This is a genomic window from Bacillus sp. CFBP9009, from assembly GCF_036541465.1.
Lineage (GTDB): Bacteria > Bacillota > Bacilli > Bacillales > DSM-1321 > Peribacillus.
Window position 1 is genome coordinate 1 of record NZ_JAZHFU010000022.1, and the last position, 12,500, is coordinate 12,500.

A 12,500-nucleotide genomic window follows, 5' to 3' on the forward strand; every position below is an offset into this window, starting at 1 on the left:
TCAAGGTAAATGGGAAGGATGGGTATGTCAGTACTGACTATCTTTCGACGACAAAGCCTGGAATGGAATCCAAACCATCCATACCTGAAAAAACGACAACGAAATATGTAAATGTCAGCACGGGTTCACTGAATATGCGGAATAAGCCGTCAGAAAGTGCTTCTGTCATTGTGAAATTGGCAAGGGGTGTAGAGGTAGAAGTCATCTCGGAATCAAATGGCTGGTCTAAAGTTAAAGCGTATGGCGGGGAGGGTTATGTCAATACGCAATATCTATCAGCAACGAAGCCTGGTCCTTTACCGGGGCTGAATCCAGACGAAGAAGGAAACACGTCAGTTAAATATGTAAATGTGAATGATGGCTCCAGTCTAAATATGCGATCTGCTGCATCAGCTTCCGCTTCAATTATAGCCAAGCTTGTAAACAATACGGCCGTAACGGTTTATTCAGAGTCTAATGGCTGGTCAAGAATCACGGCCAATGGAAAAACCGGATATGTCAGTACGCAATATTTAACGGCCAAAGCACCGGAAGGTCCGGGAAGTTCGAATGGATCGATAATCAGGATCGATAAAGAGTATAATCTTACGATGGAAAAGATGGTTGAAATTCAAATGGCCGTAAACGGTCAGACGGATAAGAAGTATAAAACCTACATACGTGAAGATGGATTAACTTTGATCAATTCAACAAAAGGTACGGTTAAAGGAACCGGATGGCGTGTCAGGGGCGGAGCTGGTTCTAATTATTGGGTAGTCGGTCCTGTCAGCAATAATCAATCATTGAATATTAAATCGAAAGTAAAGGGCTCTGATGGATACTATTGGTATGAGGTGGACTATAACAAGACATGGGTAAATGCCAGTCCGGAAGATATAGAATATAATCTTAACCCAAATAATTTTGTGAATGATCCAGTAAATTCATTCCAATTCGTCAAGCTTTCCCAAGTCACCAACATGAACGTTTCAGAAGTGAATAATAGAATCCTTTCAGGTAAAGGGATTTTACAAGGCCAAGCTGCAACCTTCACTGCGGCAGGGGAAAAATATGGGGTCAATGAAATCTACCTGATATCACATGCTTTGCTGGAGACCGGGAATGGAACATCACCGTTAGCGACTGGCGTAAAGGTGAACGGGAAAACGGTCTATAATATGTATGGAGTGGGAGCATTTGACGGAACGGCGCTAAGCAGCGGCGCTCAATACGCCTATAATGCAGGTTGGTTCACTCCGGAAGCGGCCATCATAGGCGGTGCCGAATTCATCGCCAAAGGATATATCTCTGCTGGACAGGACACGCTTTACAAAATGAGATGGAATCCTACAGCTGCAGAGAAATATGGATATGCTTCACACCAGTATGCCACTGATATTGGCTGGGCAACAAAACAAGTGAAACAGATTTATAATTTGTATAGTTTACTAGATTCCTATAAATTGAGGATTGAAGTTCCTAAGTATAAATAAGAAAACAGGAAAAAACACATGAGTCCGACTCATGTGTTTTTTTGCTAATTAGTTTTATCCTTTTCCAGAATACCCCTGACGACATCCTCGATCGTCACCACTCCCAATGCCTTTTCCAAGGCAAGTTCAGCGACTGAAAAGATAGGCTCTATTGTATCTTGTATATTTCTTCCAACAGTGCATGCTGGATTAGGATTTTCATGGATTCCAAATAATTCTTTATCGGAGACAACGTTGACAGCCTGATAAACATCGAGCAAAGTGATATCCGATAATTCCTTGGCCAATGTCGCTCCGGCGATACCCGGCCGAACATTCACTAAACCAGCATTCTTCAGCATGCCGGTGATTTTTCTGATTAAGGCTGGGTTGGTGTTTACACTTTTTGCTATAAAATCAGAAGTGTTAACGCCTTCTTTGTTTATTTCTAAAAGAGATAATATATGGATTCCTACGGAAAAGCGGGTACTGATGGACATCTCTTTTTTCTCTCCTTTAAAATCTCTATTCTTATATAGTATAAATTATTTAACATGTAATTCAAGTGGTTACAAGTTATAATGGCCTGCAAGAATAATATTTATCCATTAACCGTTTCCTTGTCAAGTCACGCCGTTTCTGCAAAGGCGAAAATAAAAGGTATGTGTAATTGACAAACCAGCATGGTGAAACTTATATTATAACGTGTAAATGAATCAGTTACAGGTGACAGGTGCAGGAAGGGGGAACTTGAAATCGGCCGCTATGGCTGGATAAGGAATATCGACACAACTACAAGTAATGGAGGTATATGATGGCTAATAAAAAAAAGGGTAATCAAAAACAATCTTCTGCATTCACGTTTTGGATCATCGGGCTAATCGCTGTAATCATTATTGGCTTTATATTTTTAGCAAATGGGAAGGACGAAGATACAGCCGTTAATGAAATCGATTATAAAGCACAGCCTTATTTGGGAGAAAAATCGGCTCCTGTCCAAATAGTGGAATTTGGGGATTATAAATGTCCAGTCTGTAAGACATTCGAGGAGCAATTCTTCCCTTCTATACAAAGTGAATTGATTGATACAGGAAAAGCGCAATTTTATTTCATGAATTATTCGTTTATTAACGTCGATTCAACCAGATCCGCTAAATTCGCGGAAAGTGTTTATCAGGAATTAGGTAATGATACCTTTTGGAAATTTCATGAGCTTTTGTACGATAAGCAGCCAGCTGACCTGAAATATGAAAAGGAAGATGTCTTTACGGACAAATTCTTGGAAGAAACATTGAAAGAAATCGCAAATGACAAAGATGTGAAAAAGGTCGTTACCTCGTTTAAAGACGAAAAGTCCGAGGACCAATGGAACAAGGATATGGAGCTGGCAGACGAATTGGGCGTTACTGGAACTCCTTCCTTATTTGTCAATGGCAAGAAGTTTGAAGGAAATACAATCGATGATTTAGTGAAAATGGTTGATGATGCAGCGAAGGAGAAATAGTGATGAACAAGCCACTATTATTTTCTTGGATCCTGTCCATCATCGCCACTGCTGGAAGTCTCTACTTTAGTGAGATTCTCCATTATGTACCCTGTACCTTTTGTTGGTATCAAAGGATCTTGATGTACCCGCTCGTTATCTTATTGGGCAGGGCCTTTTATGAACAGGACTTGAAAATTTATCGATACATCCTTCCATTATCGATTTTGGGCATGTTGGTGTCAGGGTATCACTATAGTCTGCAAAAAATTCCAGCACTACAGCATTTCGAAATGTGCCAAAGCGGTGTTCCCTGCTCAGGTGAGTATATAAATTGGCTAGGATTCATCACGATCCCGTTTTTGGCCTTTATCGCCTTTACTCTCATCACAATCTGCATGGCACTGCTAATGAAAAAGAAAAAAAGCATGTAATTAAGCGGCGCACCATTCTAAAAGGAATGGTGCTTTTTTATATATATCGACGAAAATTGGATTATATCTCCGAAAATTGCAATATATCGACGAAAACTCCAATATATCTCCGAAACTCCCCAAAATAATAATGTTGACAAGATGCATCCTGTAACTTATATTATTACATGTAATCAATTAAGTTACAATTAAAGTTTTTAAAACAATATATAGGAGGAATTTAATATGAAAATCGGTATTATTGGTGCGAGCGGAAAAGCTGGAAGTCTGATTTTAAAGGAAGCATTGACTAGGGGACATGAAGTTACGGCCATTGTCAGGGATGAAGCCAAAGTCCAAATTCAAGGAGCATCCGTACTGGAAAAAGACGTATTCGATCTGAAAGCAGAAGATATTAAAGAATTCGATGTGGTTGTGAATGCCTTTGGCGCTGCTCCGGGGAAAGAACATCTGCATGTCGATGCAGGAAAAATCCTGATTGACGCAATGAAAGGGGCGCCTCAAACTAGACTGATCGTTGTTGGCGGAGCTGGAAGCCTTTTCGTTGACGAGGCAAAAACGATCCGTGTACTGGATACGCCTGAGTTCCCTAAAGAATACTTTGCAACAGCCTTTAATCAATCCAAGAACCTTGGAGATTTGCAAAATGCGACTGGGATTCAATGGACGTTCATCAGTCCTTCCGCCTTCTTTGATCCGCAAGGAAATAGAACAGGTGGTTATAAACTTGGTAAAGATAACCTTCTTGTAAATTCAAAGGGTGAAAGCTATGTAAGTTATGCCGATTTTGCCCTTGCAGTACTTGATGAAATTGAAATTCCAAAGCACATCAACCAACGCTTTACCGTTGTTGCCGAAGCTGAATAATTAAGTGGACGTCGCTCCTTGTGGTGACGTCCATTTTTTCGACCTATTATGTACAACAAATTTTTTCCAAAAATATTGACTGATGTCCATTTTTTGCAGATAATATAGCAAGAAAGTCCTATAGATGCTTTTTTTATTAATTTGTATTGTTAGATTTTAGTAGAAACATCTAGATTTCCCAACAAAGAAAGAAGGACTATGCGAAGATGAATTGGAAATGTTCTTACGACTCATGGGTGAATTTCGAAGCCCTTGATAATGAAATGAAATCATTACTTAATGAGATGCAAGATGATGAAAAAAATATAGAAGATGCGTTTTATAAGAACTTGGAATTCGGCACAGGCGGTATGCGCGGGGAAATTGGGGCAGGTACGAATCGGATGAATCTATATACAGTCCGTAAAGCAACATTGGGATTAGCCCATTATCTGCAATCGATGGGTGATGAAGCAAAACGCAGAGGTGTCGCGATTGCCTACGATTCACGTTTTAAATCGCCTGAATTTGCCTTGGAAGCAGCCAAGACCCTGGCTACAGAAGGAATCAAGGCTTATCTATTCGATGAGTTAAGACCAACGCCGGAGTTATCCTTTGCCGTTCGTGAACTGAATGCATATGCTGGGATCGTTATTACAGCAAGTCACAATCCCCCTGAATATAATGGCTATAAAGTGTACGGGCCAGATGGTGCACAGCTTCCTCCGGCAACGGCTGATGTAGTGATAGAATTCGTGAATGCGATTGAAAACGAACTTGCCATTTCGGTAAAAGATGAAGAGACATTGAAAGCGCAAGGCCTCATTGAGATTGTCGGAGAGGAAATCGATACCGCTTATAATGATAAATTGCTTACTGTGCCCGAAAACAAAGATTTAAGTGAAGAAGTGGATGTGACAGTTGTATTCACACCGCTTCATGGCACGGCAAATAAGTCTGTCAGACGTGCTTTACAAGATCTGGGATACGACAAGGTACACGTTGTAAAAGAGCAGGAATTGCCTGATCCCAATTTTTCGACAGTTCAATCCCCGAACCCGGAAGAGCATGCAGCTTTTGAAATGGCCATTGAATTAGGAAATGAAGTATCGGCAGACCTTTTGATTGCAACAGATCCGGATGCAGATCGACTCGGTATCGCCGTTAAAAATAAAGATGGCGAATATGTGGTGCTTACAGGTAATCAGACAGGTGCACTAATATTGGATTATCTTTTAAAAGAAAAGAAAGCGAAAGGCACTTTACCTCCCAATGGAGTTGTCCTAAAAACGATAGTAACTTCTGAAATCGGGCGCAGAATCGCTAAGGAATATGGTTTAGGGACCGTTGATGTATTAACGGGTTTTAAATTCATCGCTGAAAAGATCAATGAATATGAGGATAGCGGCAAGCACACGTTCATATTCGGATATGAAGAAAGTTATGGCTATTTAATCAAGGATTTTGCCCGTGATAAAGATGCGATCCAAGCGGCCGTTCTTGCGGTGGAGGTTTGTGCCCACTATAAAAAACAGGGCATGGATCTATATGTAGGATTGCTTACCATCTTTGAAAAGTACGGATATTATCTGGAGGGACTTCAGTCATTGACCTTAAAGGGGATTGAAGGCGCCGGGCAGATTCAAGGGATACTGAATCAGTTCCGTGAGGCTCCTCCAAAGCAAATTGCCGGAAAAGCTGTAACGATGCAGGAGGATTATCAAAGAGGTGTGAAGTGGACGGTGGGCACCAATAAGGAAGAAGTCATTGATTTACCTAAATCAAATGTAATTAAGTACTTCCTTGAGGATGGCACATGGGTATGCTTGCGGCCATCTGGTACAGAACCTAAAATCAAATTTTATTTTGGGATCCAAAGTGAAACGATGGAAGAAGCCGAGTTGAAATTGAAGCAGGTCATGAATGCTTTCATGGAAAATATTCATGGTATGATCAATAGTGCTAAATAAATATTTCTAAGTCCTTGGACCTACCAGTCATATAATTAAGAAAAATAAGGCCTTTTCCTGGAATATCGGGGAAAGGCCTTATTTTTCGGGATATCGCATTGGGTGGAAGTTTAATTTATGGATGCGTTTACAAATGAAGGAATTTTTTCTGTTAAGATATTTACAAAAAACGAGTCTATGTTACTATAAAAAGGATGATTCAGAAAAAAATGGGGTTTTTTGTAGATTTATCTTAATATGAAGGAGTTACAAAGAATGAAAAAAGTTAAAAAGGCCATAATACCTGCAGCGGGATTGGGCACTAGATTCTTGCCCGCAACGAAGGCTATGCCTAAAGAAATGCTGCCAATAGTCGATAAACCAACTATACAATATATTATAGAAGAAGCCGTGAAAGCGGGAATTGAAGATATAATCATTGTCACAGGAAAGAATAAACGAGCGATAGAAGATCATTTTGATAATGCTTACGAACTAGAGAATAACTTGAGTGAAAAAGGGAAATTCGATTTATTGGAGAAGGTCCGATACCCATCCAATTTAGCTAATATTCACTACATTAGGCAAAAAGAACCGAGAGGCCTCGGACATGCAGTTTGGTGTGCACGTAACTTTATTGGTGATGAGCCATTTGCCGTCCTTTTAGGCGATGATATCGTAGAAAGCGATGTGCCTTCACTACGCCAATTAATCAACGAATATGATGCGACAGGTTCGTCCATCATTGGTGTGCAGCCTGTAAATGAGAGCGAAACGCATAGGTATGGCATCATTGACCCGCTTACGCAAGAAGGCAGAAGATACGAAGTGAACCGTTTCGTCGAAAAACCAAAACAAGGAACGGCACCATCCAATCTAGCCATCATGGGAAGATACATACTGACTCCGGAAATATTCGATTTCCTGGCCAAGCAGGAAACAGGGGCTGGCGGTGAAATCCAGTTAACGGATGCCATCCAAAAACTGAATGAAATCCAAAAAGTCTTCGCTTACGATTTTGAAGGAAAACGCTATGATGTCGGAGTTGTCGATGGCTTTGTGAAAACGACAATTGAATTTGCCCTGCAACGTCCAGATTTAAGAGACGACATCATAAAAGTAATGGAAAATATCCTCGAAATGCATAAGGCAGTGGACAAATAAACTCTTACTGCCATTCATAATCTTTTAATTTAATGTAGTAATCATCTTTAAAAAATCTCCAACTATTGATCATTCATAGTTGTTATTTTTGGTTAATGAAAGGCAAACATAATTTTGAATGGTGAATATAAATCCATAAAAGGGGATGCCTATTTAGTGAATAAGAAGGTAATAAAAAGAAAAGTCGATTTCCTTAAACAACCTATCGCTAATTTCCTATTAAAGGAAAATCATCAGCGCGTAAATAGATATGCAAAGTATTATGAGAAATTAAGCGTGCAAAAAAACACAATTCTATATGAGAGTCGTGATGGAAACAGTATGACTGACAGTCCATATGCGATGTTTAAATATATGCTGGAAAATCAGGACTATCATGATTTTATGCACATTTGGTCCATCCAGGATTTCAGTGTCCTCTCAGGTGTAATAGCGAAGTACAAGGATATGCCGAATGTTCAATTCGTTCAGCGTAATTCAAAGGAATATTTAAAATGGTTGGCAACAAGTGAGTATTTAATCAATAACTCCACATTCCAGTCTTTCTTCATCCCTAAAAGTGAGCAAATTTACATCAATACCTGGCATGGAACGCCCCTTAAGAATATGGGCTTTGATATACCGGGTAATCCTTCGGTCTCCCAAAACGTTGTCAGGAACTTTTTGAGTGCAGATTACATTTTGAGCCCTAATGCCCATACTACCAACATTTTTACACATAGCTATAAGTTAAATGGATTGTATAAAGGTGAAATTATAGAAGAAGGATATCCGAGGATCGATTTGACGCTGAATACGAATCCGGGGGAGTATAAGGATTATCTAAGGACTCTAGGGTTGAAAGTCAGTGATGCTAAGGAAAATATTTTATATGCCCCGACTTGGAAGGGGACGAACCTTGCCAAAGTGGATAACGATCTTCTTCAAATCATTGCCGATATTAATTATTTACAAAGTCAAATCGGTGAACAATATAACCTATTTATTAAGGTACATCCATTTCTATATAAAGAAGCGGCCAAGCATTCGGAAATCAAGGATGTGCTAATACCTGACTATGTGGATACAAATGAATTGCTTGCTGCAGTTGATTTGCTTATCACGGATTATTCCAGCATATTCTTTGATTACCTTGTTACCGATAAGCCTATTCTATTTTACACATGGGACACGGACGTTTATGCAGAGCAAAGGGGACAATATCTCCAAAATGACGAACTTCCGGGACCGATGCTTTTTAACTCAAAAGAACTGGCACTAGCCATTAAAGATATTAAAAATGTGGAATTAAGATATTCCGATAAATATAAAAAAATGCAGGAAAAATTCACGAACCATGAGGATGGAAAAGTAACAGAAAGAATAGTCAATAATATTTTCAATAAGTCTACGAAACAACTAAATACAATTACTGGGCTGGATTCCGCAAAGGAAAAAATATTGATTTATCCGGGCGGATTGAGGGATAACGGAATTACATCCTCTTTCCTTAACTTAATGAATAATATTGATTATGATAAATATGATGTCAGCTGTTTTACTGCCACCCCTCACTCGTACGAGGTTTTGAAAAATATGGGCAAGGTCAACAAGAATGTGCGTTTTCTATTCAAACCTGGCTTGCCTGTGTATAAATTTTTGGAAGTCTACAAAGACAAATTCATCCATAACAGAGGGGAAAGAGGTTTCTTAGGGAAGAAGCTTTACCCGGAAAATGCTTATATTAGGGAGCATGCACGTTTATTCGGTAAAACAAAGTTTGATTTTGTTATCGATTTTAGCGGTTATAGTCATTATTGGGCTAAATATCTGCTGGCGGCAGATGCAAAAAAGAAAGTTTGTTATATGCATAATGATTTGCTTTCTGATAGTGAGCGCATCATTAATGGAAAGAGACCTCACCGTATTAATCTAAGAGGGATTTTTTCGGTATACAATCGATTTGATAAACTGGTAAGTGTTTCTGAGGGAACGATGGAATTAAACCGAAAGAATCTATTGGAGTATGCAGACTTCGATAAATTCGATTATGTAATGAATTCTATCAACCCGGATAAAATCCTTCAAATCGAGTCAAATGAACCTGAAGTTATCGAAAATGATGAAAAGGCAATGATCACAGAAAACTTCAAAGCAAGGGCGATATTAAACGATGTCAAGGATAATCATGTTTGGAATACCCTTCCGGGAATTTCGAATGCCATCCGATTTCCACTGGAAGAACGTTTTGAAGGTGCTGAAATCGTGATTTCGAGAAAAGCCCATGCTGATCAAAAGACATTTTACAAATTCAGTCATGACAATCAAATAATAGGCTGGATTAGTGAAGAAGCTGTGGAGCTGTTGCCAGACAGCATCATTTATGAAAAAGAAGTGGATAAAATTGCAAGGTTAGTAAGACCTCGATCGAACTATATTTGGTCCTTGCCGTATAAAGTCGAAGGAACGTACAAAGTTTCCGGCAGTCATGATTTTAAAGGAATCATTGTAAAAGTAGATAGGGAAGCAAAAACCCAGCATTCGATTTATAGCAGAATATCTGTAAAAAACAAGATAATAGGCTGGATAGATAATTCAGCTTTATCCATGCTTGAACATTGTACAATCAATGAAGACATGAGCTTTAATGACAAGCTGCAAATCATGATGAAAAGAAAGTATATAATATCCAGAAACTATAAAAATAATAAAAAGTTCATTGATAAGATTGAGAATAGAACGCTGAAGGAAATAAACACCGGTAATCAGAAGTACGGAAAAATAACTAACCCGGAAGACCATACAATCTGGACGAAGGCATATCCGAACTACAAGGCTAAAAGAGTGAGCAAGGCAATCGATTTTGAAGGGCAAATCGTCAGAATCATAAAATATAATAGAACCAACAAAGGCGGCTATTACCTATTCGAAATCGATAATAAGAAAATTGGCTGGTTAAATACGGGGGCATTCGAAATCATAGAAGAGCCAATCCTGTTAAAAGAACAGGAAGTGCGCGGCACTGCCGAAATTAACTTAGGCGACTATAATATTTGGGATAAGCCGTATGGATTGCAGGATGCCATGGTCTTGGAAAATGGGCCAACCTTTAATGGGCGGATTGTGGAATTCGATAAAGAAGCGGTTACTCAACTTGGTACTTATGCCCATATATTATTGGACGGGATATCTATAGGCTGGATCGATAAACAGGCATTAATCGTACAAGAGGTCCATGGATTGGAAGTGAATGATCAATTCGTTCCATATCCTGATAAAAATGATTTTAACTTTGTCAATATGGGAAGATTATCTCCTGAAAAAGGTCAAGATAATTTGATTCGCGCATTCGCAGGCTTTCATGAGAAACACAAAAATAGTAAACTGTATATTTTGGGACAAGGACCTTTAAAGGAAGATTTGCAGGCAATCATTGATGAGCTGGAATTAAATCATTCCATTCATCTTTTAGGCCAGCTTGAAAATCCATTTTCGTTCATGGAAAAGTGTGACTGCTTCGTTCTCTCCTCACATTATGAAGGGCAGCCTATGGTATTATTGGAGGCAATGACTTTAGGAATGAAAATCATGGCTACTGATATAGTGGCTAACCGAACCGTTTTGGAAAATGGTAAATATGGTTTACTTGTCGAAAATAGCATAGATGGACTGGAAAAGGGCTTATCTACTATGGTTAATAATGATAATCCTGAACTAGCGAAGTTTGATTACACTCAATATAATGGATTGGCCATGGAAACTTTCAATAAATGCCTATAAAATGAGGGAGATTCTTATAATTAGAAGAGCCTCACATATATAGGTTGCGAGATTTGGCAATGATTCATTTAAGCTTAAAGTAAAAGGAGAAATTCTATATGATTTTGGTCGTTGGCGGTGCAGGATATATTGGAAGTCATCTTGTAAAAGAGTTAGTGAATACTGAAGAGGTAGTCATTCTGGATAATCTCTCAACCGGTTTTCGTTCGCTGGTTGATTCGAAGGCCATCTTGGTGGAAGGGAATTTAGGGGACGAAGAAGTTTTGAATGAAATATTCCTTAAGTATCCCATTAAAGCTGTTATGCACTTTGCCGCTAATAGCTTGGTTGGGGAGTCTGTTAAAGATCCTTATAAATACTATGATAATAATGTAGGTGCAACTCTTACATTATTGAATACCATGCTCAAGCATGATGTTAAGAATTTCATTTTCTCATCAACGGCAGCTACGTACGGGATACCAAATGTTGATATGATTGATGAAGATCAGCCAACCAATCCGATTAATCCATATGGCCGCTCGAAATTGATGGTAGAGCAGATCTTAGGGGATTTTGCAAATGCATATGGACTTCATTATGTCGTCTTGCGTTACTTTAATGCGGCTGGAGCACATACGTCGGCAGAAATCGGTGAAAGTCATGATCCGGAAACACACCTGATTCCTATTATTTTACAGCATTTATTAGGTCAACGTGAGAAGATTTCCGTGTTTGGAACGGACTATGACACAGAAGATGGCACTTGCATTCGTGATTATATCCATGTAACGGATTTAGCCCAAGCTCATATAATCGCCCTTCAAGCCCTATTATCCGGGAAGAAGGATACGGCCACCTACAATCTTGGGAATGGAAAAGGATTTTCGGTTAAGGATGTAATCGACACTTGTGAAAAAGTCACAGGAGTGAAACCGACCATAGAGTATGCAGACCGTCGCCCTGGAGATCCAGCCCGCTTGGTTGCTTCGGCAAATAAGATATATGAAGAGCTTGGATGGAAAGCATCGATAAATTTGGAAGAAATCATTGAAAGTGCGTGGAAATGGCATAAATCTCAAATGAATTAATGGTCCCTTGGGACTCGGTAGTCGTTTCAGACTGTAGACAAACTCAAAGAAAAGCGAGTTTGCCTGCAGTTTTTTTATTTAAAGAACGTTGCAGGTGATTTCTTTAATCCATTGAGGTTTTTATCATATAAAACAGTAAAAAAACATGTAGTATAACCAAGTCTTGTTTTAAAATCCTGGTACGCACCTTATTCGACCATTTCCGCCAGTTATTCGACCTACCGCGGACTTTATTCGACCATTCCCGCCAGTTATTCGACCTACCGCGGACTTTATTCGACCATTCCCGCCAGTTATTCGACCTACCGCGGACTTTATTCGACCATTCCCGCCAGTTATTCGAC

Annotated in this window: 9 protein-coding genes; 8 read left to right on the forward strand and 1 reads right to left on the reverse strand. The window is 39.2% G+C overall.

All coding sequences use genetic code 11. The features are described from left to right. Positions 1–1,472, forward strand: a 1,472-nt coding sequence (locus V3595_RS25900) for an SH3 domain-containing protein (protein WP_485910585.1), incomplete at its 5' end; no start/stop codon positions are given. Between the two features lie 44 nt (positions 1,473–1,516). Here V3595_RS25900 and V3595_RS25905 read toward each other — a convergent pair. Beyond that, a complete protein-coding gene (locus V3595_RS25905; RefSeq protein ID WP_485910587.1) occupies positions 1,517–1,951 on the reverse strand; it encodes an Rrf2 family transcriptional regulator in 435 nt (144 codons plus the stop codon). A 314-nt stretch (positions 1,952–2,265) separates the two neighbouring features. On the opposite strand from V3595_RS25905, the gene V3595_RS25910 reads away from it, so the two are divergent. The 7 genes from V3595_RS25910 to galE all read left to right on the forward strand — a co-directional run bounded on the left by V3595_RS25910 (position 2,266) and on the right by galE (position 12,156). Further along, positions 2,266–2,955 (forward strand): DsbA family protein, encoded by a 690-nt coding sequence (locus V3595_RS25910; RefSeq protein ID WP_402906118.1) that lies wholly within the window; start codon positions 2,266–2,268, stop codon positions 2,953–2,955. A 2-nt stretch (positions 2,956–2,957) separates the two neighbouring features. After that, positions 2,958–3,368, forward strand: a complete 411-nt coding sequence (locus tag V3595_RS25915) for a disulfide oxidoreductase (protein WP_402906120.1) — start codon at positions 2,958–2,960, stop codon at positions 3,366–3,368. A 225-nt stretch (positions 3,369–3,593) separates the two neighbouring features. Continuing rightward, a complete protein-coding gene (locus tag V3595_RS25920) occupies positions 3,594–4,235 on the forward strand; it encodes an NAD(P)-dependent oxidoreductase (protein WP_485910590.1) in 642 nt (213 codons plus the stop codon). A gap of 206 nt (positions 4,236–4,441) precedes the next feature. Then, complete coding sequence (locus tag V3595_RS25925; protein WP_485910592.1) at positions 4,442–6,184, forward strand: phospho-sugar mutase; 1,743 nt, start codon at positions 4,442–4,444, stop codon at positions 6,182–6,184. A gap of 255 nt (positions 6,185–6,439) precedes the next feature. Beyond that, positions 6,440–7,327, forward strand: a complete 888-nt coding sequence (gene galU, locus V3595_RS25930; RefSeq protein WP_101224801.1) for a UTP--glucose-1-phosphate uridylyltransferase GalU — start codon at positions 6,440–6,442, stop codon at positions 7,325–7,327. 156 nt (positions 7,328–7,483) lie between these two features. Then, positions 7,484–11,086 (forward strand): CDP-glycerol glycerophosphotransferase family protein, encoded by a 3,603-nt coding sequence (locus V3595_RS25935; protein WP_485910595.1) that lies wholly within the window; start codon positions 7,484–7,486, stop codon positions 11,084–11,086. A 98-nt stretch (positions 11,087–11,184) separates the two neighbouring features. Next, the gene (galE, locus tag V3595_RS25940) at positions 11,185–12,156 is read left to right on the forward strand and encodes a UDP-glucose 4-epimerase GalE (protein ID WP_485910597.1); all 972 of its coding nucleotides are present in this window, start codon (positions 11,185–11,187) and stop codon (positions 12,154–12,156) included. Positions 12,157–12,500 lie beyond the last annotated feature (344 nt).